General features: G+C 49.4%; 23 protein-coding genes, 8 tRNA genes and 1 pseudogene. 12 read left to right on the top strand and 20 right to left on the bottom strand.

The window, feature by feature from the left end; translation table 11 throughout:
* Positions 1–7 precede the first annotated feature (7 nt).
* Positions 8–862, top strand: a complete 855-nt coding sequence (locus KZ771_RS01965) for a patatin family protein (protein ID WP_290654202.1) — start codon at positions 8–10, stop codon at positions 860–862.
* Here the strand turns inward: KZ771_RS01965 and KZ771_RS01960 are convergent.
* The 4 genes from KZ771_RS01960 to KZ771_RS01945 all read right to left on the bottom strand — a co-directional run bounded on the left by KZ771_RS01960 (position 848) and on the right by KZ771_RS01945 (position 3,868).
* Positions 848–1,480, bottom strand: coding sequence for a class I SAM-dependent methyltransferase (locus KZ771_RS01960; RefSeq protein ID WP_290654201.1), 633 nt, complete (start codon positions 1,478–1,480; stop codon positions 848–850). The two genes, KZ771_RS01965 and KZ771_RS01960, sit on opposite strands and share 15 nt — an antisense overlap.
* Before the next feature lie 9 nt (positions 1,481–1,489).
* A complete protein-coding gene (locus KZ771_RS01955) occupies positions 1,490–2,350 on the bottom strand; it encodes a diguanylate cyclase (RefSeq protein ID WP_290654200.1) in 861 nt (286 codons plus the stop codon).
* Positions 2,351–2,580: 230 nt separating this feature from the next.
* Entirely contained in the window at positions 2,581–3,057 is a 477-nt protein-coding gene (locus KZ771_RS01950; RefSeq protein WP_133540088.1) for a hypothetical protein, read from the bottom strand.
* A gap of 91 nt (positions 3,058–3,148) precedes the next feature.
* Positions 3,149–3,868 (bottom strand): SGNH/GDSL hydrolase family protein, encoded by a 720-nt coding sequence (locus tag KZ771_RS01945; RefSeq protein ID WP_290654199.1) that lies wholly within the window; start codon positions 3,866–3,868, stop codon positions 3,149–3,151.
* Positions 3,869–3,948: 80 nt separating this feature from the next.
* On the opposite strand from KZ771_RS01945, the gene KZ771_RS01940 reads away from it, so the two are divergent.
* From KZ771_RS01940 to KZ771_RS01930, 3 genes are read left to right on the top strand one after another with little or no spacing between them, the layout of a single operon-like run.
* Entirely contained in the window at positions 3,949–4,182 is a 234-nt protein-coding gene (locus tag KZ771_RS01940) for a hypothetical protein (RefSeq protein WP_290571445.1), read from the top strand.
* A gap of 59 nt (positions 4,183–4,241) precedes the next feature.
* On the top strand, positions 4,242–5,207 hold the full coding sequence (locus KZ771_RS01935; RefSeq protein WP_290654198.1) for a threo-3-hydroxy-L-aspartate ammonia-lyase: 966 nt from the start codon (positions 4,242–4,244) through the stop codon (positions 5,205–5,207).
* Between the two features lie 10 nt (positions 5,208–5,217).
* Positions 5,218–6,345, top strand: coding sequence for a DSD1 family PLP-dependent enzyme (locus KZ771_RS01930; RefSeq protein ID WP_290654197.1), 1,128 nt, complete (start codon positions 5,218–5,220; stop codon positions 6,343–6,345).
* 5 nt (positions 6,346–6,350) lie between these two features.
* On the opposite strand, the gene KZ771_RS01925 is transcribed toward KZ771_RS01930, so the two are convergent.
* From KZ771_RS01925 to KZ771_RS01915, 3 genes are read right to left on the bottom strand one after another with little or no spacing between them, the layout of a single operon-like run.
* Positions 6,351–7,238 (bottom strand): TIGR01777 family oxidoreductase, encoded by an 888-nt coding sequence (locus KZ771_RS01925; protein ID WP_290654196.1) that lies wholly within the window; start codon positions 7,236–7,238, stop codon positions 6,351–6,353.
* A 46-nt stretch (positions 7,239–7,284) separates the two neighbouring features.
* Entirely contained in the window at positions 7,285–9,792 is a 2,508-nt protein-coding gene (locus KZ771_RS01920; RefSeq protein WP_290654195.1) for an FtsX-like permease family protein, read from the bottom strand.
* The gene (locus KZ771_RS01915) at positions 9,782–10,462 is read right to left on the bottom strand and encodes an ABC transporter ATP-binding protein (RefSeq protein ID WP_133540081.1); all 681 of its coding nucleotides are present in this window, start codon (positions 10,460–10,462) and stop codon (positions 9,782–9,784) included. The genes KZ771_RS01920 and KZ771_RS01915 overlap by 11 nt, the downstream gene beginning before the upstream one ends.
* A gap of 3 nt (positions 10,463–10,465) precedes the next feature.
* On the opposite strand from KZ771_RS01915, the gene KZ771_RS01910 reads away from it, so the two are divergent.
* A complete protein-coding gene (locus tag KZ771_RS01910; protein WP_290654194.1) occupies positions 10,466–11,095 on the top strand; it encodes an arylesterase in 630 nt (209 codons plus the stop codon).
* Between the two features lie 581 nt (positions 11,096–11,676).
* Here KZ771_RS01910 and KZ771_RS01905 read toward each other — a convergent pair.
* The 6 genes from KZ771_RS01905 to gltX all read right to left on the bottom strand — a co-directional run bounded on the left by KZ771_RS01905 (position 11,677) and on the right by gltX (position 14,294).
* A tRNA-Glu gene (locus KZ771_RS01905) sits at positions 11,677–11,752 on the bottom strand.
* Positions 11,753–11,780: 28 nt separating this feature from the next.
* Positions 11,781–11,856, bottom strand: a tRNA-Glu gene (locus KZ771_RS01900).
* Positions 11,857–11,887: 31 nt separating this feature from the next.
* Positions 11,888–11,963: transfer RNA gene (locus tag KZ771_RS01895), tRNA-Glu, on the bottom strand.
* Between the two features lie 31 nt (positions 11,964–11,994).
* Positions 11,995–12,070 (bottom strand) — tRNA-Ala (locus tag KZ771_RS01890).
* 137 nt (positions 12,071–12,207) lie between these two features.
* Positions 12,208–12,861, bottom strand: a complete 654-nt coding sequence (gene can, locus KZ771_RS01885; protein WP_133540079.1) for a carbonate dehydratase — start codon at positions 12,859–12,861, stop codon at positions 12,208–12,210.
* A 23-nt stretch (positions 12,862–12,884) separates the two neighbouring features.
* Positions 12,885–14,294 carry a glutamate--tRNA ligase gene (gene gltX, locus KZ771_RS01880; RefSeq protein WP_133540078.1) on the bottom strand — a complete coding sequence of 470 codons (1,410 nt, stop codon included), beginning with the start codon at positions 14,292–14,294 and terminating at the stop codon, positions 12,885–12,887.
* A 239-nt stretch (positions 14,295–14,533) separates the two neighbouring features.
* Here gltX and KZ771_RS01875 point away from each other — a divergent pair.
* Positions 14,534–14,609 (top strand) — tRNA-Val (locus tag KZ771_RS01875).
* Between the two features lie 34 nt (positions 14,610–14,643).
* Positions 14,644–14,719 (top strand) — tRNA-Val (locus KZ771_RS01870).
* 9 nt (positions 14,720–14,728) lie between these two features.
* Here KZ771_RS01870 and KZ771_RS01865 read toward each other — a convergent pair.
* A complete protein-coding gene (locus tag KZ771_RS01865) occupies positions 14,729–15,598 on the bottom strand; it encodes a LysR family transcriptional regulator (RefSeq protein ID WP_290654193.1) in 870 nt (289 codons plus the stop codon).
* A gap of 131 nt (positions 15,599–15,729) precedes the next feature.
* Between KZ771_RS01865 and KZ771_RS01860 the strand changes: the two genes are divergently transcribed.
* Together KZ771_RS01860 and fghA are read left to right on the top strand one after the other, a co-directional pair.
* Positions 15,730–16,848 carry an S-(hydroxymethyl)glutathione dehydrogenase/class III alcohol dehydrogenase gene (locus KZ771_RS01860; protein WP_290654192.1) on the top strand — a complete coding sequence of 373 codons (1,119 nt, stop codon included), beginning with the start codon at positions 15,730–15,732 and terminating at the stop codon, positions 16,846–16,848.
* 22 nt (positions 16,849–16,870) lie between these two features.
* Positions 16,871–17,704 carry an S-formylglutathione hydrolase gene (gene fghA, locus KZ771_RS01855; RefSeq protein ID WP_290654191.1) on the top strand — a complete coding sequence of 278 codons (834 nt, stop codon included), beginning with the start codon at positions 16,871–16,873 and terminating at the stop codon, positions 17,702–17,704.
* Here the strand turns inward: fghA and KZ771_RS01850 are convergent, their stop codons facing one another.
* From KZ771_RS01850 to KZ771_RS01835, 4 genes are all read right to left on the bottom strand, one after another.
* Positions 17,705–18,226, bottom strand: a complete 522-nt coding sequence (locus KZ771_RS01850) for a DUF2919 family protein (RefSeq protein WP_290654190.1) — start codon at positions 18,224–18,226, stop codon at positions 17,705–17,707.
* Positions 18,171–18,365 (bottom strand): DUF2061 domain-containing protein, encoded by a 195-nt coding sequence (locus tag KZ771_RS01845; RefSeq protein WP_133540073.1) that lies wholly within the window; start codon positions 18,363–18,365, stop codon positions 18,171–18,173. Before KZ771_RS01845 ends, KZ771_RS01850 begins: the two co-directional genes overlap by 56 nt.
* Positions 18,366–18,461: 96 nt before the next feature.
* Positions 18,462–20,489, bottom strand: coding sequence for an excinuclease ABC subunit UvrB (gene uvrB, locus KZ771_RS01840; protein ID WP_290654189.1), 2,028 nt, complete (start codon positions 20,487–20,489; stop codon positions 18,462–18,464).
* Positions 20,473–21,840, bottom strand: a complete 1,368-nt coding sequence (locus KZ771_RS01835) for an MATE family efflux transporter (RefSeq protein WP_133540071.1) — start codon at positions 21,838–21,840, stop codon at positions 20,473–20,475. Before KZ771_RS01835 ends, uvrB begins: the two co-directional genes overlap by 17 nt.
* A 145-nt stretch (positions 21,841–21,985) precedes the next feature.
* Here KZ771_RS01835 and KZ771_RS01830 point away from each other — a divergent pair, with 145 nt between their 5' ends.
* The 3 genes from KZ771_RS01830 (at position 21,986) to KZ771_RS01820 (ending at position 24,122) form a co-directional block, all read left to right on the top strand.
* Entirely contained in the window at positions 21,986–23,176 is a 1,191-nt protein-coding gene (locus KZ771_RS01830) for a pyridoxal phosphate-dependent aminotransferase (RefSeq protein ID WP_133540070.1), read from the top strand.
* A gap of 763 nt (positions 23,177–23,939) precedes the next feature.
* Positions 23,940–24,016 (top strand) — tRNA-Asn (locus tag KZ771_RS01825).
* A gap of 29 nt (positions 24,017–24,045) precedes the next feature.
* Positions 24,046–24,122, top strand: a tRNA-Asn gene (locus tag KZ771_RS01820).
* Between the two features lie 134 nt (positions 24,123–24,256).
* Here the strand turns inward: KZ771_RS01820 and KZ771_RS01815 are convergent.
* Both KZ771_RS01815 and KZ771_RS01810 read right to left on the bottom strand, forming a co-directional pair.
* Positions 24,257–25,147 (bottom strand): annotated as a pseudogene (locus KZ771_RS01815) (glycosyltransferase family protein); the annotation flags it as partial.
* A gap of 23 nt (positions 25,148–25,170) precedes the next feature.
* Positions 25,171–25,698 carry a phosphatase PAP2 family protein gene (locus KZ771_RS01810; protein ID WP_290654188.1) on the bottom strand — a complete coding sequence of 176 codons (528 nt, stop codon included), beginning with the start codon at positions 25,696–25,698 and terminating at the stop codon, positions 25,171–25,173.
* Positions 25,699–25,854: the final 156 nt, after the last annotated feature.

Here is a 25,854-nt window from a genome sequence, read left to right as displayed (position 1 = left end):
GTAACGCATGGCGCAAACAGCACTGATTTTAGAAGGCGGCGCCATGCGCGGTATTTTTACCGCAGGTGTGCTCGATGGCTTTATCGCGCAGCATTATAACCCGTTTGATTTCGTCATTGGCGTATCTGCGGGCTCAACCAATGGCATTGGCTACCTCTGTGGACAAAGTGGTCGTAGCCATAAAATCATTACTGAGTTTGCCACCAGCGATCGTTTTATCGATATGGTGCGTTGGCTGCGGGGTGGCCATTTTTGTGACGTCGACTGGTTATGGCGGCAATCGTTTGATGACGTCTGGCTGGATCTCGATTACTACGAACACCATCAGGTGCCTTTTTACGTTGTCACCACCAGTATTTTAACCGGTAAGCCTCACTACATCCGCATGACCCGCGATAACATGCATGAAGTGTTTCCGGCATCCTGTGCTATTCCGCTGGCGTACCGGGACTTTCCGCTGGTTGGCGACGAGCCGATGGCGGATGGCGGCATTGGGGATTCCATTCCGGTTATAAAAGCTTACCAGATGGGCGCACGCGATATGACGGTGGTGTTATCCCGTCCGTTGGGCTACAAAAAGAAAGTCAGCAATAACAGCGTCCTGGTGCGCACGTTATTCAAAGAGTATCCACAGTTACAAGAAGCCATTATCAAGCGCAATCAGGCCTATAACGATGCGCTTGAGTTTATTCGCAACCCGCCTGATGATTGCCAGTTGCGCGTCATCGCACCGCCTGATGATTTTAACGTGGGTCGTTTTACTCGTGATCTGGAACGGCTAGAGGCAGGCTATCAGCAGGGTTTAACTATCGGACGCCGCACTGCTGCCGATGCAGGAGCTCAAACCCTAACAACGAAATAGCATCACTCTTCCATTAACGATTTCGTAATCGGCTTGATAGCGTTCCGCCAGCCAATTTATTGTTTGCCGGGAATAAAAACTGACATGAGTTGGATCGTTTTTATAATTCCAGTTTTTAAACGAGGCCGTCGTTTTAAGCTCGTTAAGGGATGTCATCACAGCTAACCAGCTCGCTGGCTTTATCAGACTAAACAGCTGTTGCCAACTGCGCGCGGGGTGAGCAAAGTGCTCGACGACTTCGCTCGCGGTCACAAAGTCGTAACGCTGCTGTAGTTTTGCCTTATCGGGATAATAATACAAGTCATACAGCTCCACCTGCATGCCCTGCTCCTCCAGCATCAGATTTAATGTTGGCCCGGGACCACAGCCAAAGTCTAAGCCGCGCATGCCTTTTTTAAGCTTTGTTAACAAGGGTTCAGAAAGTTGCGATAAAAATTGACGATAACGCTCATCATACGGGTCATTTTCGTGAAAATCGTAAATGGCTTTTTCGTCCGTTTCAGCAATTAGCGAATCAGGATCAGCAAACACCAAATCGCAAGTCAGACAGCGATAATAGCTGCGTTTGCGATCTGCGCAATAAAACTCGGAATGCTCAGAACAAAGGGTACACTGCATAGCGCAATACTATGATAATTCCGTTCGTTGCGCTAATTTCATTGCATACATATCACGGTCTGCCTCCGATAGGAGCGCCTCCCGCGTCTTATTACCATCGGCGATCGAGTAACCAATGCTCAACGACGGATAAATTAACTCGCCGTGGTATTCAAGTGGTGTCCGTTCGATATCAATTTTGAGCTTTTCGACAAAGCGTTTAATTGCTGCTTCGTCGCGAACACGGCCCAGCACAATAATGAATTCATCACCGCCAATGCGAGCTACAAAATCAGTTGCGCGAACACGCGACAACATGTGGTTGGCAATATGTTTCAGCAGTTCGTCACCGGCGTCATGACCTAAGTCGTCATTAACTTTTTTAAAGCGGTTTAAATCCACGTTAACCACGGCAAAACGTGGTGGTTGCCCCCAACGAGTGAGCAAGCCGTCAATAACCAGGCTGCCGGTACGTTTAGCGGTCATTACCGAGGCAAATTGTTCCGGCCGACTTTGATACTCGAAGCCCAGAGCCCTCTCATTACCGGCTAACGGGTAGATAAATTGAATAGTATCGTCAGGCGCCATGGCTACATTGCGAACGTGCGTAGACTGCGCCATGAGTTTAGCCGAGATCGACTCCCAGTTATCAATAGCGAACTGTGGTTCGATATTAACCACGGTAGCGAGACTGTCAGCCAGATAAATATCTTTAAATATGATCGCTTCGAAAGTTGATTTGGCCAGTGACACCTGTTGGCGGGCTTGTTCTTTTTGGGCATCAAAACGCGAATTAACGTACGCCTGGGCAGCGTATTGCGTGACCAGATACCAGGCAATAGCATAAGCGCACGATGCTATGATAATCAGTAATTTCGTGCGTTTAGTCATGGCGTCAGTCACCTCATTGTCGCTTGAATGAATGTTAAGGCAAAATCAACATTTAAGCAACAAACGAGGCGTCGACGCTTTAGGGTTGCCGAGATTTTTTGAACAAACCAAACCAGAAAGCGAGTTCAAACACAGCCCCGGTAATTACAAACCCGAGCGCGCCACTCGCCATGCCTGCAAAATAAAAACCGCCAGCAGCGAGTAGACACAATGCCAGGGGCAGCCAACGTTTAAGCATGAGCGTAATATCCGTGCGATTGTTGCGAATTAAGGTGCTTCATATGTGAATAAATTCGCTGGTAATAAAACACTTCAGCAACCACTGAGAATACAAAACCAAATACGGTTAACTGGTAATGACCCTCACCGTAAGCAATGGTTCGCAAAATAACAACGACCAACCCCAGGATAAAAAACACCGGTATCACCCGCCAAAAAACGACCCACGACAGTGCTAAAAAACGTTCCAGAAACTGCGTGCCCTGCGCCCCGCCGTTAGCCCGATAAGCTATAACGGTACCGCCAATAATAATGGCTAACGACGCCCAAAACGACGCATAATCCCAACCGTTATCACCATTGCCGATCCAACCAATGGGTAAGTACCACAATAGCGTCAAACCCAATAAATAAAAGAGCGCATGGGCCTGATTAAACTGCTGTTCGCGCAATTGCTGTTTTAGCGCGTCAATGTTGAAAACATACATACTGATTTTCCCTGTCAGTAAAATCCATCGTTCAGGCTAGTACAGCTGCAACAAAATTACTGCCGATAATTGTAAACATTTGTGACTACCTTTAGAAGTTAGCACCAGACTGATTCATAACCACGACAGCTTGCTCTGCCCAAAGCCTGGCGGCTTGTGCTGAAGGGTGAAATCCATCTCTGGCCATGAGTTCTGGTGAAAAAGGTAGATTCAGTGGCAGATACGCTACGCCGTTGTGCGCAGCGCAATGTGTTTTAAGGCTGTCGTTCAGCTGCTGAGCCCTGCCTCCAATGTACCAGCGCAAGGGTTGCGGCAACGCAGGAAATTGATGCATCAGCGGCAGTCCGGTGTAGATAACCTGTCGCGCATGGCAGTGTTGCTGCAAATAGCCGGTCAGTCGGATTATCGCAGCATGCCAGTCTGTCGGGCTAGTACCTTTAGTCACATCGTTAACGCCGGCCGAAATTAATACGGTATCAACGCCATCCAGTTTGAGCTGGGTTGCACGTAGTAAACTAAGAATTCCGCCACAGGTCAGTGATGACTGTCCTATCAACTGCCATTCTACATAAAACCGATCGCTAAGCATCGCCACGAACTGACCGGCAACGGACTCTTCAAGCGTGTCACAACCCACCCCGACAGCAGCAGAGTCACCCACGATTAAAACCCGCCGCAACGGCTTGGACTTATCGCCTGCTTCACCATAGCGACCCCCTTTAGGTTCAGGTAAACGCAGCGTTTGGCTGCGCACGCGGCGCCGCTGATATAACAGCAGTGGTCCGATAATAGGCAATAACCAATTATTCATGTGATGAATTGAACCTTTATCTTTTATGTCTCTCTACAGTGTATTACTCTGCAATAACTTAACAACAAGGAAGTCTTTGTATGCGCAGCTGTATTAAATTAACCAGCGCTGTATTTTTCGCCATAACCTTAACCGCCTGCTCGTCTAACTCCTTCGGTGACAGTGCCGCCACAGCAGGCAAACGAACGCTTGAGAATCAGCAACAGAATGACCAGAGAGATCATCAGCGGAGCTCTGACATCGACAAGGAAGCAGCCCGCAATGGCGGCATTGCTTTCCTCTGGTGTTGGTTTGGCCTTGCTGATTGTGGCTAAAACCAAGGTTCAGCTGTTAGTATGGGCACATTGTTGGTAAAACCTTATCAGAGATTTCAATGAGCCTGACTTTACCCACCTATAAGGACGTTCAAGCGGCTGCTGCGCGTATCGAACCTTATATTCGACGTACGCCCGTAATGACCTCACGAACCGCCGATGAAAGCTTAGGCGCTGAACTATTTTTTAAGTGCGAAAACTTCCAGCGCATGGGAGCATTTAAATTTCGCGGTGCCATGAACGCACTGTTGCAATTTTCTGACGCGCAAAAAGCAGCTGGAGTACTGGCGTTCTCGTCCGGTAACCATGCCCAGGCCATTGCGCTGGCAGCAAAGCAGTTAGCTATTAAAGCGACCATCATCATGCCGGAAGACGCGCCTCAGGCCAAAGTAGAGGCCACACAAGGCTATGGCGCGGCTGTTATCCGTTATGATCGCTATACCGAGGACCGTGAACAAATTGGTCGCGAATTGGCGGAAAAGGAAGGTTATACACTCATTCCGCCATACGACCACCCCCATGTGTTAGCCGGTCAGGGCACCGCGGCCGATGAGTTATTTGAGCAGGCAGGTCAACTCGATGCCTTGTTGGTTTGTCTCGGCGGTGGCGGTTTGCTGTCAGGCTGTGCGCTGGCCGCTCGCCACCATAACGCGGCTTGCAAGGTATACGGCGTCGAACCCGAAGCCGGTAATGACGGACAACAATCGTTCCGACGCGGCGAAATTGTTCGTATCGATACGCCAAAAACGATCGCTGACGGCGCTCAGACTCAATATTTAGGGCAATATACCTTCCCCATTATACGCGACAATGTTGACGATATTTTAACGGCAACGGATAACGAGTTGGTTGACGCCATGCGCTTTTATGCCGAACGGATGAAACTAGTGGTTGAGCCGACCGGCTGTTTAAGCCTGGCGGCTGCCGAAAAAATCAAACCTGAATTGGCGGGCAAGCGCGTCGGCATCATTATCAGCGGTGGTAATGTCGATCTAACGCGCTACGCAGAACTACTCAAACCGTAAAGGAACCGCAATGACGCAGATACCCGCCTGGCTGGCTCAACTCGACACGCCCTATTTGTTAATTGACGAGGCAAAACTAAAACGCAATATCGACCGGCTACAATCTCACATAAAAGCACAAGGAAGTCAGTTGCGGCCGCATTTAAAAACTTTGCGTACGCTCGAAGCAGCGGATTACCTGTTGCCTGGAAAAAGTGCGCCGGCAACCGTTTCCACATTAGCCGAGGCAGAAGCTTATGCTAACGCCGGTTATACCGACTTACTTTACGCCGTGGGTATTGCTCCTGCAAAGCTTGCCCGGGTAGCTCAATTACGCCAGCGGGGCATCAGTTTACATATTCTGTTAGATACCCCCGAACAGGCTACCGCAGTGGTGAATTTCGCCGAGCTACATCAGCAGGACTTTTCTGTGCTAATCGAAATCGACAGCGACGATCATCGTGGTGGCATAAAGCCTGATGCATCACAGCTTGTAACTATTGCTGCACAACTCGGCAGCCATTTTAGCGGCTTAATGACCCATGCAGGCGGGTCTTATGGTTGTAACACGCCCGCTGCTTTGCAGGCGTTTGCACAACAAGAGTGTGACGCCATCCGACAGGCCAGACAGCGCCTGGCAGAAGCCGGCATAGATTGCTCTATCACCAGTGTCGGTTCTACACCGACTGCGCATTTTGGTACCGACTTTAATGACATCAGTGAAGTGCGGGCAGGTGTTTTCACCACCTTCGACCTGGTGATGAAAAATATCGGAGTATGCACAATGGATGATATTGCGATGTCGGTGGTGACCACCGTTATTGGGTACAATAAAGAAAAACACTGGTTGCTTACCGACAGCGGCTGGATGGCTGTGTCCCGTGACCGGGGCACAGCAAATCAAGCTGTCGACTACAACTACGGACAAGTCTGTCGGCTGGACGGGACTGTTATTAACGGTTTAACGCTGACCGGTACTTCACAGGAACACGGCGTTATTGAACTGCCACAAGACTATGCCGTCGATGATTTTGCCATCGGTAAACAGCTACGCATTTTGCCTAACCATGCCTGTGCCACGGCCGCCATGCACCCCGTTTACCACATACTTAAAAGCGACGACAGCCATGAGCAATGGCAACGTATAATAGGCTGGTAAGCTGACTAGGTAACGTCTTTTAACGCAGCTCTGATAGTCGGGTAGTTAAATTCAAAGCCGTGGTTGCGGAGTTTATCCGGCACCACAGCCTGGCCCTCCAGTAACATAGACGACATTTCCCCCATCGCCGTTTTCAATACCACTGCTGGTACCTTAAAAATATGCGGCCGCTTAAGCACCGACGCTAATGTGCGACTGAATGCCTTATTCGTCACCGGCCCGGGTGCCGTCATATTAACCGGTCCCTGAATGGTATCATGCTGCAGGATGTACTCGATGGCACGAACCATATCGTCGATATGAATCCACGACATCATTTGTGTGCCGTTACCCAACGGCCCGCCTAAGCCCATTTTGTAGGGCAATATCATTTTAGCCAAGGCGCCGCCTTGTGCTGACAACACAACGCCGGTTCGCAATACCACGACACGAGTTTGTTCGCTCACCGCCAGTGCTTTTTGCTCCCATTGTTGGCAAAGTTCAACCGCAAAATCACGCTGCTTAGGTGTCCCCTCTTCGTTTACCGGTTCGGCATCGCGCGGCCCGTAATAACCAATGGCAGAGCCACTGACAAAAAGCGGCTTTTTGTCAGCGGCCGCGATCATCTCTGCGAGTTTCTCGGTAACCTGCCAACGACTGTTCTGCAACCTTTGTTTTCGCTGGGCACTCCAGCGTTTATCGGCAATACCCGCACCCTGCAAATTAATCACCGCGTCAAAGGCGCTGATATTATTAATCTCATCCACCGATTTGACCACAGTCACCGCGCCGCCTAACTGACGACGCGCTTTGTCCGGTGCACGCGAAGTCACCGTGACCGTGTGCTGGCTGCTGTATTTTTTAATAAAATACGAGCCGATTAAGCCAGTTCCACCGGTTAACAATATGTTCATGGTGACCTCCTCATTAACGGCAAAAGACTCGCGCAAAATACGCGAGCTACGCCAGTTTACGAATTAATTGTGCGGTGTTTCGACGGATTAACCGCGAGCACGACAGACGACCCAGTACACCCACGACAATAGCGCCGGTTAACGGCCCGACAAGCCATAACCGCCAATGCCAGGTGGCATCCATATTGAAAGCCTGGGTCTGCAATATCAGCAACGAAATATCCATGGCGATGGTCGCAATCAAACCGCTAATTCCCCCAAGTACCAGGAACTCATAGGTAATACTGCGACTTAAAAGCTTACCCGGCGCACCGAGTGTGCGCAGAATCACAAGCTCTTTCTGACGCTCTTCCATGCTGGCCTGTACTTGGGCAATTAACACCAGCGCACCGGCGACAATCACTAACACCAGGACAAATAGGATAGCCAGGCTGACCTGCGAAATAACCTCACGAATTTGATCAATGATGGCATCGAGATCGATTAAAGACGCCTCTGGGAAGGGCCGGAACAACTGGTAAAGTTCGTCTTTGCGATCGTCGTCCAAATGGAAGCTCGTGATATAGGTTGCCGGAAAGTCCTGCAATGTATTGGTGTTAAACACCATATAAAAATTCGGCTGCAAGGTACTCCAGTCGGCCTCACGCAAACTGGTCACCGGCACGGTAAACTCTTCGCCACCGATATTAAAGGTCAGTTCATCGCCAACCTGAATATCTAATCGCTCCGCCGCATTCAACTCGACAGATACTTGCGGTTCTGCGTTATCACCCCACCAGCTGCCCTCAACAATCTCATTGTTTGGGGGCACAGTATCGCGCCAGGTCATCGAAAGCTCACGGCCAAAGCCTTCACGCCCCTCTTCGCGCTCTTCGTCATCACGATCTTCTTTGGTGACTTCGGCTAACAAGCGTTCACCGTTGTGATAGGTAACACGCCCCGGCACAATCGGGTACTGGTCTGTCGCTTCGATATTCTCGCGCTCAAACATTGCCTGTAGGTCAGGTACTTTTTCCTGCGCAATATTAAGCGCAAAATAATTCGGCGCATCTTCCGGCAGCTGCCGTTGCCAGTCGGCAAGCAAATCGTTGCGTAGTACGATAACCAATAGCAACAACATAATAGCCGTGGAGAATGCCAACATTTGCACACTATTGGCCGCTGCACGGCGTTGTAATCCTGCCATTGCCAAACGCCAGGCGCTACCTGCCTGCATACCCGCTTTGCGACTGGCATTAATTAACAAGCGCCCGATACCGAGGAGTAACACTGCCGCAAATACACCCCCGGCAAACAAGGCCGTCGATAACCACCATTGCTGAGAATAAAGCACCAGTAAGCCGTAAATGGTACCGCCACTTAATATCCATTGCAGCCAACGTACTGCTTGCGCCCCTACCAACTGGCGGTGGAGTACCCGCAGCGGCGGGATCGCAACCAACCGGAACAATGGATAAAGAGTGAACATCACCGCACTAATAATCCCCGTTGCCGCCGCCAGTAAGTACGGTTTAACTGTCGCCGCCGGTAACTCCGCATCCAGTTGTTGCGCTACCCAGTCGATTACAAATGACTGGATCAACCAGCCCAGGATCATACCGATACCAACGCTCAATGCCGTTAACAGCAACAAGTGCAGGATAAAAATACGGCGGATCTGCTGGCGACTCGCACCTAAGGTTTTGAAAATAGCCACGACGTCGTAGTTACGCTGACAATAACGCTGCGCAGCAACCGCAACAGCCGTCGCAGCCAGCACCACACCTAACAGACTGGCCAGCATCATAAAGCGCTCGGCACGGTTTAACGAACGCGCTAACGGACTATCACCGTCCTCGATACTGCGCCAGCTGTGTGTATCATCATTCAACTGCGGCAGTAACCATTGCTCGTAGTCCGCCAGCGCATCTTGCGAGCCTGCCATGAGAACGTTGTAGCGTACACGACTGCCGGGCTGGATTAGCCCCGTCTGCTCTAATTGAGAATACGGAATAATTACATTAGGGCTGTCAGTAAACACCGAAAAGCCGACATCGGGCTCATAAGTAACAACCTTAGTCACCTTAAAGGCACTGTTACCGACCTCAATCGAGTCGCCCAAATCGATTTGTAATGCCTGAAATAATGAAGATGCAACCCACGCCTCCCCTGCGGCAGGCAACCCCTTGGCGACCTCACCTTCGACAAACGGCGTATCAGCAATACGCAATTCACCGCGCAACGGATAGCCATCGGATACCGCTTTTACGTCAATTAACTGCAACTTATCGTTAGCAAATGCCATGGAGTTAAAAACCACCCGCCAGGCCGTTTTTATATCGCGCGACTGAGCCTCTTCAAGCCAGTCCTGATTAATGTCCCGACGTGAACTCAAGACCCGATCGGCCGCTAAGAACTCACTACTGCGTTCCAGCAATCCCGACTGCAGACGTTCGCTGAATAACGACAATGACAAAACCGCTGTTACCGACAGGATGATGGCCAGCGCCATGATGGTCAGTTCACCCCGTTTCAGCTCCTGCTTTAATAACCGAAACGAAATTTTATGCCACATCGCGCGTTGCCTCCGCCAGCTCACCAGCTTCCATCCGCAGCACACGCTGGCACTTCTCTGCCAACTGATTATCGTGCGTGACCATGATCAAGGTAGTGCCGTAGTCCTTATTCAGGTCAAACAACAACTGCTCAACCTTATCACCGGTATGGGTGTCCAGATTACCGGTCGGTTCATCAGCAAATAAAATCTTTGGCTGGCCAACAAAGGCTCGGGCAATCGCCACACGCTGTTGTTCACCGCCGGATAATTGATTGGGATAGTGATGCCAGCGATCTTCCAGACCCACTTTGGCTAGTAGTTCACGCGCTTCCTTTTCGGCGCCTTTATGTCCGGCAAGCTCCGCCGGCAACATAACGTTCTCCAGGGCGCTTAAACTGGGTACCAATAAAAACTGTTGAAAGATAAAGCCAACCTTATCGGCACGGACTTTTGCCCGCTGCTCCTCATCCAATTCGCTAAGTTTTTCGTTATCTATAAGAACTTCACCAGACGTCGCAAGGTCCAATCCGGCAAGTAACGACAATAATGTGGATTTACCCGAGCCTGACGCGCCAACTATGGCGACGGTCTCACCCGCATTGATTGCTACGTTAATAGGTTGCAGAATTTGCAATGGACCTTCTGAGGTCTCGACGATTTTTTCCAGTTGTTGGGCTTGAATGAGCATATGATGAAATACTTCCTTTTGAAATTAAGTCTTGTAGTCGTTCTGTTACTGTCTATACGTACGGTTTCAGCAAATGTTTCACTTGTTGTTTTAGGCGATAGCTTAAGTGCCGGCTACGGCCTGTCCAGCCAACAAACCTGGGTAGCCGAACTTGACCGCCGCTGGCAGCAGACATACCCGCAATATGCCATAATCAACGCTAGTATTAGCGGTGAAACCACCACTGGCGGTTTACGTCGCCTAGAAGGCGTTCTCGAACGCCATAACCCTGATGCATTATTCATTGAACTCGGCGGCAACGATGGCCTGCGCGGTTTTAACCTCAGCACAGTACGCAGCAATTTGGAACAAATGATCGATAAAGCCCAGGCTGAGGGCGTTAAAGTGGCATTAAGCCAAGTTATGGTGCCACCCAACTATGGCCAACGTTTTGCCGAACAGTTCACCAGCCTGTATAAAGAAGTCGCTGAACAGAAGAACGTTCCACTGATCCCGTTTTTCATGCAACCCCTAATCGAAGAAAGCACCGACTACGTGCAGAATGACGGCATCCACCCCACCGCCGAAGCACAACCCAAAATCGCCGACTTCCTCGAACCGCACCTAGTCGACCTACTGCAACGCGCACAGTAGCTCGCGCCTCCGGCGCGAGGGGGGGGCAGCGAATTAAATGACGTTGTGTTGCAAACTCAGAGAAAGCAGTGGAATGGCTAATTGCTTTTGGCAGGCAACCGAGGGGCGGTAGCCAGAAACCGCTCCAAGCACGTCCGTGTGGCTTGTTTCCGGCCATCCATGGCCTCCAACATTTCTGGCTACCGCCCCTCGGTACCTACCACGCAATTAACCATCCCATTGCTTTGCTATTTCTGTTAATAACGCCATTTAATCCGCTACCACAAATCCGTAATACGATAACTTTTTGGGGTAGCTTAACCAACAAGACACAGAATAGCGGCCCTTTGGGATGGGCGAGCGTCAGGATTTGCGTTCTCGTTTTCAAAGGGTGTTGGAGGCCATGGATGGCCGGAAACAAGCGTACAGGGATGTACTTGCAGCGTCCCTTTGAAAACGAGGACGTAAAGCCTGATAAAGCTCGTCCGTTCCAAAGTGCAGCTATGCCGTCTTGTTGGTTAAGCTATCCCCACCCTCGCGCCAGGGCGCGAGCTACGGATTTTGGGTACAAAAAAACCGCCTAAATGGCGGTTTGTGCAGTATGGCGTCCCCTAGGGGATTCGAACCCCTGTTACTGCCGTGAAAGGGCAGTGTCCTAGGCCTCTAGACGAAGGGGACCCGGACTGTGGTTTGATGCGTTACGATTTGGCGTCCCCTAGGGGATTCGAACCCCTGTTACTGCCGTGAAAGGGCAGTGTCCTAGGCCTCTAGACGAAGGGGACGCAATATCGTGTTGCATCGCTGTGATTGAAGTGGCGTCCCCTAGGGGATTCGAACCCCTGTTACCGCCGTGAAAGGGCGGTGTCCTAGGCCTCTAGACGAAGGGGACGCAGTTCATTCACAAACGCTGTTGGTAGTTTTGGTGGAGCTAAGCGGGATCGAACCGCTGACCTCTTGCATGCCATGCAAGCGCTCTCCCAGCTGAGCTATAGCCCCTCTACCGAAGCAGTAAAACTGCCCTGACAGCGGGGCGCATTCTATTGCGAGCAGCGTTAATGTGTCAACTGTTTTTTGAAAAAATTCATCCGTTTGGTGAATTTTGTCGCAATCTGCACAATTAACGTTCAACTGACTCAGCGGGCGCGTTTCGGCAGATTCTGGTGATACACATGATAGACCTGCTCCAGTCCTTCCCGGCTGGAAACCGACACGTTCATATCGTTAACCAGACCATTGTCCAGCCGATAGACCCAACCATGAATATGCAACTCTTCGCCGCGGTCCCAGGCTTCCTGGACCACATTAGTCTTTGCCAGATTTTTGACCTGCTCGATAACATTTAATTCGCACAAGCGGTCGATACGTGTAGGCTCGTCGAGCTGCTCCAGCTCTGTCGCGTGTTCACGGTAAACGTCACGGATTGGATACAACCAATGGTCGACCAAACCGTGGGGCTGTGATTCAACCGCTGCTTTTACACCTCCGCAACCATAATGCCCGACCACCAGTACGTGTTTAACCTTTAGTGCTTCAATGGCGTATTGGATAACCGATAAGCAATTGAAGTCGGTTTGTATCACCTGGTTTGCGACATTGCGGTGTACAAACAATTCACCGGGGTCCATCCCGACAATCTGATTTGCCGGCACGCGGCTGTCAGAACAACCAATCCATAAATATTCCGGCGACTGTTGACCCACTAACCGATGAAAAAACTCCGGGTCGCGCTCGGTTTGCTGGCGCGCCCACTCCCGGTTATTGTCGATCAAATGTTTAATTGTTGGCATGGGACCTCGGTTAAGCCAGTAACCTAGCTATTCGCTTCTCGTTCAGCGATAAATTCTAAAGCAAGGTCGATACGCTGCAAGACACTCTGTTGGGGTATTAATTCCAGTGTCACGTCTAACGAAGGAGAGTTACCTCCGCCGGTTGCAGCTACTCGCAATGGCATACCTACTTTGCCCATGCCCACTTCCAGCACGTCAGCTGTTTGATTAATCGCAGCTTGAATATTCTCAGCGTTCCAGTCAGTGACTGCACTCAACAACTCTTTAGCCTTCTGCAATGGCTCTTTAGCTACCGGGCGTAAATGTTTTTTCGCGGCTTTTTCTTCAAATTCAGTCACTGGTGCAAAGAAATAACGGCTGATATCTGCCATTTCTTTCAGAGTTTTTACGCGGTCTGCCTGTAACTCAACGATTTTTTCTAACGCCGGTCCCGTGCTGGTATCCACATCCAGCTGATCAAACTGCCATTGCAATTGCGGTGCTACCTGCGCTGCAGGCAGTGTTTTCATGTAGTGCTGGTTCAGCCAGTTTAACTTTTCGGTATTAAATGCTGATGCCGCTTTGTTAACGTCATCCAGCTTAAAGTACTTAACCAGTTCATCAACACTAAAGATTTCCTGATCACCGTGCGACCAACCCAGACGGGCTAAGTAGTTAATAACCGCTTCCGGCACATAGCCATCATCGCGATATTGCATGACACTGACAGCACCATGACGTTTTGACAATTTCTTGCCGTCGTCACCCAGAATCATCGACACGTGTGCATATTGCGGTACCGGGGCACCCAACGCTTTTAATATATTGATTTGACGCGGGGTATTATTGATATGGTCTTCACCGCGCACAACGTGGGTGATTTCCATGTCCCAGTCATCAACAACCACGCAGAAGTTGTAGGTAGGCGTGCCGTCAGTCCGGGCAATAATCAAATCATCCAATTCCTGGTTAGAAAATTCGATACGCCCGCGGATGTGATCATCAAATACCACACTACCCTCTTGTGGATTACGGAAACGAATCACGTATTTGTCGCCGCCCACATTGGGATTGTCGCGACAATGGCCGTCGTAGCGCGGCTTTTGCCCGGCTGCCATTTGCTCTTCACGCATTTTTTCCAGGCGCTCAGCAGAGCAATAGCATTTATACGCTTTGTCTTCGTCCAACAATTTGTCGATAAGCTGTTGGTAGCGGTCAAAGCGCTGGGTTTGGTAAAACGGTCCTTTATCCCAGTTTAAACCTAACCACTGCATGCCCTCTAAGATGGCGTCGATTGCAGGCTGGGTTGAGCGTTCACGGTCGGTGTCTTCAATACGCAGCACAAATTCGCCGCCCTGCGCTTTAGCCACTAACCACGAATACAGGGCAGTCCGAGCACCACCAACATGCAAATACCCAGTAGGACTGGGTGCGAAACGCGTTACCACACTCATGCTTTGTTCCTTTACAATGAATTCATTCAGATAGGCCGGACGCGATGTCCGTTATTGGCGCGAAGTGTAGCAAGAACTCCGCCTTTTCGCATCTGCTACAACCGCAACAACGTACAGAAATTAGCAAAAGCGGTTATTTTCTCAGCAGTTAAACAAAACTTTCAATTTTTTGTTTGACAGTTTGATTCATCGCCCTATAATGCCACCTCGCAACGACGCAGAAGTGTCACAGTGAGAATGGTTGCTTAGCTCAGTTGGGAGAGCATCGCCCTTACAAGGCGAGGGTCACTGGTTCGAGCCCAGTAGCAACCACCACTCTCTTCTATCCCCTTCGTTGTAACCTTTGAGTGGTTGCTTAGCTCAGTTGGGAGAGCATCGCCCTTACAAGGCGAGGGTCACTGGTTCGAGCCCAGTAGCAACCACCATTTCTTTTTTTATCGCAGTTTTTCAATTAAAAAATCTAACAATACCCTGACCTTTGGTATTTGCTGCCGGCTTTCCGGATATAGCGCCCAAATTCCGTCATCGTCCTGTCGATAAGCTGCCAGCACTTCTTCAAGCTCGCCCTTGGCAAGCGCTTCGCTAACATAGTAATCCGGTAACATCGCCAGCCCCAGGCCTCTGATTGCGGCATCTCGTAATGCCAGGCCATTATTACAATGAATAAAACTTTCCGGTACCAGCGACTGAGTTTTGCCCTGTTGTTGAAAGCGCCACTGCCGCACCGTTCCGGTAAAGCAGCGGTGTTGTGCTAGATCATCAATAGTTTGCGGCTGGCCATAGCGTTTAAAATAGTGTGGCGAACCAACGATATAATGGCGCCGGCTGCCCAGTCTACGCGCACGCAAACGCGGGTTACCCAAATGCCCCAGCCGTATTGCTAAATCATAACTGCCCTCGATCAAATCTAAGGTGTCGTTAGTTAAATTAAGATCCAGGCGCAGGTCATCGTAGCGTTGTAAAAATTGATTAACTAACGGCGCGATAATTTGCTCGCCATAGTACACCGGTGCGGTTACCCGAATCAGACCCTGTGGTTGTTCATTGCGTTGCTGAATGAGCTGGTTAGCTTCGCGCAGTGACGCAACTAGATGCTGGCAATGGGGTAAATACAATTTCCCCTCTCCGGTTAAACTGACACTGCGGGTTGAACGGTACAGCAGCTGCATTTTTAATCGGCTCTCTAATGCTGCGACATTACGACTGACTTGTGCCACCGACATATCCAGCCGCTCAGCTGCAGCAGAAAAGCTATTAGTTTCTGCCGTCGCGACAAATTCACTGATCCCCTGCCACTCTTTCATTGTCCCTCTTGATTATTTCATTAATGCAAAAGTAATTTGTATAAACCCAGATTACCTTTAAATGAGAAAAAGTTAAACTTTCGCTATCATTACACGTACTAGACATTATTGATTAAACAAACGGAGTCATCATGGAAACGATTAAGTCTCGCGCAATGGTAGCCTGGGGTCCAGGCGAACCTTTAAAAGAAGAAACTATTGATGTCGCACCACCTAAAAAAGGTGAGGTGCGCGTACGTATCGTGGCTACCGGTGTTTGCCATACCGATGCTTACACACTGTCCGGTAAAGATCCCGAAGGTATCTTCCCGTCGGTGCTGGGTCATGAAGGCGGTGGTATTGTCGAAGCGGTCGGTGAAGGGGTCACCTCGCTGCAGGTTGGCGATCACGTGATCCCACTCTACACCGCCGAATGTGGTGAGTGTAAATTCTGCACATCGGGTAAAACCAATTTATGCCAAGCGGTTCGTGCAACTCAAGGCAAAGGCTTGATGCCTGATGGTACCAGCCGCTTCTCTAAAGACGGTGAAACAATTTATCATTACATGGGCACCTCGACCTTCTCTGAATACACGGTGCTGCCGGAGATTTCTTTGGCAAAAATTCCTAAAGAAGCGCCGCTTGAAAAAGTCTGTTTGCTGGGTTGTGGCGTGACCACAGGCATGGGCGCGGTTAAAAACACCGCTAAAGTAAACGAAGGCGATACCGTTGCGGTATTTGGACTCGGCGGTATTGGTCTGGCGGTCATCATTGGTGCCGTACAAGCCAAGGCGTCACGCATTATTGCGGTGGACGTTAACGAAGATAAATTCGAAATCGCTAAAGAATTGGGCGCCACTGATTTTGTTAACCCGAGCAAACACGACAAGCCCATCCAGGAAGTCATTGTCGATATGACCGACGGCGGTGTCGACTTCTCATTTGAATGCATCGGTAATGTTGATGTTATGCGTGCTGCACTCGAGTGTTGCCATAAGGGCTGGGGCGAATCCGTTATCATCGGTGTCGCCGGTGCCGGCGAAGAAATCAGCACTCGACCGTTCCAGCTGGTAACCGGACGTGTATGGCGTGGCAGTGCCTTTGGTGGCGTTAAAGGCCGTACCGAACTGCCGGACTACGTAAAACAATACATGGACGGTAAGTTCGACCTGGATACCTTTATCACGCATACCATGCCATTAGAGGACATCAATAAGGCATTTGAGTTGATGCACGAAGGTAAATCGATACGTTCCGTGATTCATTATTAATCCGCTAACAACGGAGCCGAACATGAAAAAGATAAGTGAAGTTCGCAGTTTTGGCGGTCGCCAACTGCGTTACGAACACGACTCAAAAGTACTGAACTGCACTATGCAGTTCAGTGTTTTTCTACCCCAGGCGGCAGCAAAGCAATCAGTACCTGCGGTCTATTTTTTGTCCGGGCTGACCTGCACCGATGAAAACTTTTCTACTAAAGCAGGCGCACAGCGCGTAGCAAATGAATTAGGTCTGGCACTAGTAATACCCGATACCAGCCCGCGCGGTGACGATGTTCCCGATGATCCCGAAGGTGCCTACGATTTTGGTAAAGGCGCCGGTTTTTACCTGAATGCAACGCAAAGCCCCTGGTCAACTCACTATCACATGTATGATTACATCGTTGACGAGTTACCCGCCCTGGTCGAGCAGGAATTACCGCTAACCGCGCAACGCGCTATTGCCGGTCACTCGATGGGCGGCCATGGTGCGTTGGTCATTGGCCTCCGCAACCCTGAACGTTACACCAGTATTTCGGCGTTTTCACCGATCACAAACCCGACCGATTGTCCGTGGGGGCACAAAGCCTTTTCGAACTATTTGGGTGATGATAAAGACAGCTGGAAACCTTACGATGCGGTAGAAATTATCAACGCTAAGGGTCAGTCATTACCGATTCGCGTTGATCAGGGCTTAGCTGATGGCTTCTTAGAAGAGCAGTTAAAACCCGAGGCTTTAAAATCGGCCATCACGGCAGCTAACGGTGATGGCGAGGTGCATTTGCATGAAGGCTATGATCACAGCTACTACTTTATCGCTAGTTTTATCGAAGCGCAGCTGCGTTTTCACGCCAAGCATCTTAACTAATTAACTATCGTCACTTTCGTCTTTTTCAGGCGCTTCACGCGTAGCCAGGTGGTTGCGGTAGAAGCGCCAGTGACGCGACTTAACTAAATACCATAAGGTAATAAACCAGCCCATCACAATGGCAGCGCGGCCAAACGAAAAGTGCCCCTGATGTTCAATAAACAGCCAGAAGATCAGGAATGCATCGAGAAACAGCGAGAATAACAGCAATGGCTGCGCAATCACCATCATTCGATTGCCCAGGTTACGATCATCTTCTGCTGCGAAGGTCGAGCTCAATAAGACAATTAACGAGGGTAAACCGACCAGCAACATCAACCCAAACTGCTCGGTATTACTGTAAAAAAGGTTAAGCAGACGGGTACGGTCTTCCGAAAATGTCAGCGACACAATGCCGGCAAGGTAGCCGCGCATCTGAAAGAAGATAACCAGCATTAAAGCGAGCGGGACACTTGCCCGCCCCTCTTTATCCAGATAACGCACTTTCTCCACGAACGCTGTTGCGCTGCCAGATTTTTTCATGGAAATAATAACCTACTGTATTTGCTAACGGTTCAATTAAAGCAATTGCGCCACCTAAAACCATGTCTCCCGTCATCAACCAGACAACGCCGAACGCGATGGTAAAGTGCATAAGCGCAAAAGAAAATGTTTTTTTCATGGTTCTGTTCCCTCTTCAGATACCTGTCTAGGGAACAGTATTTACGATTAATATTTACTTATCTAATTAGTATTTTAGATTAACCTATTCGATACGCTAAACGGCGCGCTTTAACTGCTCACGCAGTTTAGCGACATCGTCACGCAGCTGTGCGGCTTTTTCGAATTCTAAATTCTGTGCGGCCTCGTACATGGCTTTTTCTTTGCTTTCCAGCTCTTTGGTCAGGGCTTTCACGTCTTTAACTACAGTAACCCGCGGATCATAACCCGCTGCGACCTCGGCAATTGCATCCGCTGATTTAGATTTACGCGCAGGCCCCTGGCCTAAATCCATCACATCGGTAATCGATTTATTCAGCCCTTTCGGCGTAATGCCATGCTCTTTGTTAAAGGCAATTTGCTTTTCGCGGCGCCGATCGGTTTCGTCAATGGCCCGTTGCATCGAGCCGGTAATACGGTCAGCATATAAAATAGCTTGTCCGTTAACGTTACGCGCGGCGCGGCCAATCGTCTGTATCAACGAGCGGTCAGAGCGCAAGAAGCCTTCTTTGTCCGCGTCCAGTATCGCCACCAGAGACACCTCCGGCATATCCAGACCCTCACGCAGTAAGTTAATGCCAACCAGCACGTCAAACTTACCTAAGCGCAAATCACGAATAATCTCCATTCGCTCCACGGTATCAATATCGGAATGTAAATAGCGGACTTTTAGGCCATGTTCGTCCAGGTAGTCACTTAAGTCTTCCGCCATTTTCTTAGTCAGTGTGGTGGCCAGTACCCGCTCACCCTTTTCAACACGAATGCGCACTTCTGACATCAGGTCATCAACCTGTGTTGCCACCGGCCTAACCTCAATGGTTGGATCAACCAAACCTGTGGGCCTAACCACTTGCTCGATAATCTCACCGCTGCTGCGTTCGAGCTCATACTTGCCGGGAGTTGCAGACACGTACAACGTTTGTGGTGCAATCGCCTCAAACTCATCGAATTTCAACGGTCGGTTATCTAACGCCGAAGGCAGTCGAAAACCATACTCGACCAAATTCTCTTTACGCGAACGGTCGCCTTTATACATGGCACCAACCTGCGATACCGTCACGTGCGACTCATCAATAACCAGTAACGCATCGTCCGGTAAATAATCCATCAACGTTGGTGGTGGCTCGCCCGGTGCGCGCCGTGACAGATAGCGCGAGTAGTTTTCAATGCCCGAGCAGTAACCTAATTCCAGCATCATTTCGATATCAAACTGAGTACGCTGGGCAATACGTTGTTCTTCGATCAGCTTGTTTTGCTTAAGCAGAATATCGCGGCGGTCTTTTAATTCCTCCTTGATGTGTTCAATCGCGTCCAGCAACACTTCCCGCGGCGTAACATAGTGTGTTTTTGGGTAAATCGTCGTACGAGCCACATCGGCATCCGTCACCTTGCCGGTTAACGGCTCAAAATAACTGATACGATCGATTTCGTTATCAAATAACTCAACCCGCACCGCCATGGCTTCAGATTCAGCCGGGAAAATATCGATAACTTCGCCGCGCACGCGGTAAGTCGCCCGTTCAAACGCCGCATCATTACGTTTATATTGTAACTGCGCAAGACGCCGTAAGATGTCGCGCTGGTCGATAATATCGCCCCGACGCAGGTGCAACATCATTTTCATATAGGATTCAGGATCACCAAGACCGTAAATTGCTGATACTGACGCCACCAATACCACGTCACGACGTTCCATCAGTGCTTTAGTCGCTGATAACCGCATTTGTTCGATATGATCGTTGATGGAAGCATCTTTTTCGATAAATGTATCGGTGGTCGGTACGTAGGCTTCGGGCTGGTAATAGTCGTAGTACGAGACGAAGTATTCCACCGAGTTATTCGGAAAATACTCTTTCATTTCGCCATAGAGCTGCGCTGCCAGCGTTTTGTTGTGCGCCAAAATTAAGGTTGGTCGCTGCGATTTCGCAATCACGTTAGCCATGGTAAAGGTTTTACCTGACCCCGTAACACCCAACAACGTTTGATGAGCTAAGCCGGCATCCAGGTTATCTAATATTTTTTCGATCGCCGCTGGCTGGTCACCGGCCGGCTGATACTTCGAAAAAAGTTCAAACGCCTTGCTCATCGAACCTCCTTAACTCACGCGAGAACCAAAAATAGGCAATTGCCGCGGTAATAAAATTGGCAACCACGCCACCAATAAACAGCCCGGTTAAATCCGCCATCAAACTGCCTAAGTACGACAAGGGTACGAAAAATACAAACAAGCGGATGATGCTGAGCCATAACGCATGCATCGGCTGATGGATGGCGTTAAAGCTGGAGTTACTCAAAATAATCCACCCCTGTAGCCCATAACCCAGCGGCATAATGTAGATAAACAGCTCAACAATTTCTGCAACCTTTTCCTCTTCAGCAAACGCCGAAGCTATCCACGGCGCAGTTAATACCATCAATAGGTAGATGCCAGCCTGAATAATTAATACCGCCTTTAACGCGGTATTATAGGCATAACGCACGCGCTGGATTTTGTCGGCACCAAAATTCTGGCTAATCAACGGCGGTAGCGACATCGATAACGCCAGAATAATGATACTCGCCAACGATTCCAGCCGCGTGCCGACCCCGAAGGCGGCGACTGCAGGCGCACCGTAAGCGGCGATAATCGCTGTCATCACCGACATGGCTAGTGGCGTTAACATGTTGGCGCCTGCCGCCGGCGTGCCTATTTTTAATACTTCACGGGACGACTTTACCCAGGCTTTTGCGAAGCCGAGTCCATTGGCTGGCCTGAACGACACCAGTTGTTTACGCTTTAATAACCAGAAAATCAGGATCAGGCCACTCGCCCACGAAATAACGCTGGCCAATGCCGCGCCCTCGACCCCCATCGCAGGAATCGGGCCCCAGCCAAAAATTAAAATGGGATCAAAAATCGCATTAGCCAAGCCCCCGGACGCCATAATAATGGAGGGCGTTCGCGTATCGCCTGAAGCTCGCAGAACGGCATTGCCGACCATGGGTGTAACCAGCATCACACAACCGGCGAACCACAATGTCATGTACTCGCGGATTAATGGCAGTAATCGGTCGTGTGCCTGCAACAGCAGGAAAATAGGATCCATCAACAAGTAGCCGATCAATGCCAACACTAACACCAGCAAAGCCGACACGGATAATGCCCCAAAGGCATCAAAATGCGCTTCTTCCGGCCTGTCGCTGCCGTACTTTCGGGCAATCACAGCGGATGTTCCTATGCCCAGGCCAATGGTTAGCGAGACTACCGTAAAGGTAACAGGAAAAGTGAAGCTTACAGCCGCCAGTGGATCGGTGCCCAGCAGACTGATAAAGAAGGTATCGACTACGTTAAAGCTAATCAGCGTGGCAACGCCGAAGATAACAGGCCATGTCATTTCCCACAGGGTTTTACCAACCGGCGCATGAATCAAACTGCGTGAAGCGTCGGCTGATGACATGGATACCTCCTCTTAAATAAAGAGGGTTAGTGTACCGCATTAGCCCCTGGCTTGGCTATTGAGGCGTTAACTCAAATAGACTTTCCGGCGCTGCATCCGTATCATAAACAGCTATTATAAACCGACACTAAATAAGGGATTTGCCGTGGACTATCAACTGTCGGATCGCGTCAATTCGATCCAACCCTCGCCTACGCTGGCGGTAACGCAAAAGGCCAATGAACTGAAACAGCAAGGCCATGACGTCATTGGTTTGGGTGTTGGTGAGCCTGATTTTGATACGCCGCAATTTATCAAAGATGCTGCGATTAAAGCGATTAATGAGGGGCATACCAAATATACCGCTGTCGATGGCATCGCTGAACTTAAACAAGCAGTTATTGCTAAATTCAAGCGCGATAACCAACTCGACTATCAAGCCGATGAAATTATTGTTTCGGCAGGTGGCAAACACAGTATCTTTAACTTGCTAAGTGCTTGGCTTAACCCGGGCGACGATGTCATCATTCCGGCACCTTATTGGGTATCCTACCCGGATATGACCAAGTTAGTCGGCGCCAATCCCATTATTGTCAGTGCAGGCATCGATCAGCGTTTTAAAATTACTGCAGAGCAATTGCGTAAGGCGATAACACCAAAAACCCGATTGATGTTTATTAACAGCCCGTCCAACCCCAGCGGCACCGCATATACCGCTGAAGAGTTAAGCGCGCTGGCCGAGGTGCTACGTGACTACCCGAATGTATTGATCGCGACCGATGACATGTATGAGCATATTCTTTGGCCGGGTAAAGCATTTGCTAACCTGGCCATGGTAGCGCCTGATCTTAAAGATCGTATTGTTATCCTATCCGGTGTCTCTAAAGCATACGCCATGACAGGCTGGCGTATTGGTTACGCTGCAGGACCTAAAACAATTATTGCAGCAATGAAAAAAATTCAGTCACAAAGTACCTCCAATCCGGCCAGTATTAGTCAGTATGCTGCCGCCGCAGCTCTCGATGGTGATCAGTCCTGCATTGATACCATGATTACTGAGTTCAAAAAGCGCCATGACTATCTTGTTGATGCGCTGAATGCCATTGACGGTATTGAGTGTGTCGCTGGTGACGGGACATTTTATGCATTCGCACATATTGATGTTTTAATGCAAAAAGCCGGCGTTAGCACTGATGTTGAGTTGTGCGAGAAATTATTAACAGAAGCGAAGGTGGCGTTAGTACCTGGATCAGCCTTTGGCGCAGACGGCTACTGCCGTTTATCATTTGCAACTAGCATGGATGTATTACAACAAGCGATAAAACGCATCAGCGAATTCGCTGCATCACAGCACTAGCAAACGGTAGAAAAGTTGAGAAAATAACGATAGCGGGCTTGTTTTGTCATCAACAGCCCGCTTTTTTATTGTTGATTGATCATTAAAGCTCAAATCCAATGCTTTTACCCACTTTTTGTTCGCGACATTTTTATTACAAATCGAAACAGATCAAATGCTCCTAACACCGATCCCTTGGCTACGCAATACTTTATCGACAGATAACATGAGTGCAAAAAACGCGCCTATAAACCCACCAATTCTGCTAAGAAATACACAAGTTGCTGAAACTTCATGCAAACTTGGCTGAATTGCTCTACTGTCAACCCCGGCAAAGTCATTTATTTTATAAATTATTGATTTTATTAATTATTTTTTGAATTAGCCAAATTATAACCAATAGCAAATTAACCCGCAAAACCGCACCATTAGGGCAATTGCACAGACTTAAACACAGGGTTATCCACAGATTCCGTGGATAAGATCGTGTAGGCTTTAACAGACAAAGGATGTAGCCGACTGTGGATAATCAGCTAAAATTTTTTATATATCATTTGATATAAATTTAATTGTGACAAGTTATTGACATTGCCTTTGATACGGAGTAGCGACCTATTAGCCTGACAAGTCACTAAAATAAACAAGTAGATAGCAACCGCACTGGCCGATGTTTCGACAAAATGGATAAATTATCAGCGATTAAACCTGCAAGCTAAAAAAATCCGAGCCTAACAGTTGACACCCCCGCCCAACCTCTTTAATATTCGCGGTCGTTAAGCGCTGTTCCCCAGTAGCTCAGTTGGTTAGAGCGGTGGACTGTTAATCCATGTGTCGTTGGTTCGAATCCAACCTGGGGAGCCAACTAACGCTTAACAGCATACAACCTCAATTCCCCAGTAGCTCAGTTGGTTAGAGCGGTGGACTGTTAATCCATGTGTCGTTGGTTCGAATCCAACCTGGGGAGCCATTCCAAAGGCTATTCCTTAATTCATCTTTTGTTTGTCTACAACCATCTACTAACCATTGTGCTATTGGCTCTGCCACATTTGACCAACGTAATGGCGCCGGCCGTTCGCCACTCAATCCATTAGCTAACCAATGCCCAATGTCGTGCTCATCTATCGATGGTAATACCGCTGCACGCTGTTCCTGTGCTAATAATTTTGCATTCCAGTGTTGTTCGAACTGTCCGGCTAACGGTTTTACCGCCAGGTGCTTGGCCTGATTCAATGCCTCGCAGGTGGTCTCGAACCCGGCATTAGCGATAACGCCGTCCGCCAGCGCCAACTGCTCAGCGAATGCATGACGGGACGGTGGTAACCCCAAAACATGATCGCTGGCAAAATACTTAGCACGATTAATAGCAGGATGGAAAATGGTGAAAGAGAACCCGCTAAAGGGTAATAACGCATCAACAATGTTGTATAGGTTCTCAAATGGCAGGTATACCAACACCTGTTTCGACGACAGTGCGCCAACCTGGTGCTCTCTGACAACCGGCGGCAGGCAACCCGACAGGGGTTGCCAATGCATACCCAGCCACTCGTCGGCAGGGGCAAAACGGTCAATAATAAATCGCTGCCAACATGATAGCCTGGAATAAAGCGCGGCATCTTTAAACGCATATTGTCGGCCAATGCCGATACAGCGCTTACCAGCAAGCTTAGCAGCCCAGGCAGTTACTGGCTCGAAATCGGAAACCACCAGGTCATAACCGCTCACATCTAACTCCCGTACTTCACGCACGAAGCCAGGCAACGAGTTTTTGGCTAATGTTTTGACTGGCCGGACGCGACCGTTTTCGGTGATAAAGGTAAGCCCCGATTTGGTTTGATAGTTGCCAAAGATAGCCGTATCAAAAAGTGGGGTCGGGCGACGCCCGGAAATAACATAGTCTACCTGTACCGGCAGCTTAGCTAGTTCACTGGCGATGCGGTAACAACGACTTAAATGCCCGTTACCGGTGCCCTGAATGCCAAAAAGAATTCGCATGCACCATCCTCTGTACGGTTAGATTAAATAACAATAAACAGCACTAATTCAGCCAGCGCCATGCCAAGGCAAGCGCCGGCAATAACATCAGTGGGGTAATGAACACCTATCGCTACGCGAGAAATGCCAACGCCACAGGCCCAGAGCCACAACACGATGTTTAGCGCGGGAAAATAGAAAATTGAAATCGCGGCAAATAAAAATGCGGCGCAAGTATGGCCGGAAGGAAAGCTAAACTTGTCGTGAGCTTTTAATAACGCATCGATGGTAACCCAGGAGCCACTGGGCCGGTCACGCCTAAAACTATTTTTTAAAATCCAATATACCGGCCGTTCGATAGCAAAAGCCAGCGCCAGCGTGTAGAAGTAACTCCATGGCAACCCCAGGCTAAATGTGGCTACCAGAGCGGTTAATGCATACCAGTAGCCATCACCGGATGCGGACATCAACCGCATGAACAGTGCGAATAGTGGTCTGGTTCGCCATCTTGACAAGCGTCGATAGAGTTGCCGATCCCACTGTGTAAGCCGCTGCTGAAAGGTCAAAAGCATCCCTTGATCCTTGCGCTGATTGCATGCCCGCTTAGCTACTATGACCAACTGATATTGCAGTCGCGCGACAGTTAATTGACAAAATGGTGACAAATCCTCGTAATTAGCCGTAAAAATCTACAAACCCCTACCCTCTGTCTGTTGTTTATCGATGCT

Source organism: Idiomarina sp. (genome assembly GCF_019431395.1).
Lineage (GTDB): Bacteria > Pseudomonadota > Gammaproteobacteria > Enterobacterales > Alteromonadaceae > Idiomarina.
This window is presented reverse-complemented; position numbering and strand designations above follow the sequence as displayed.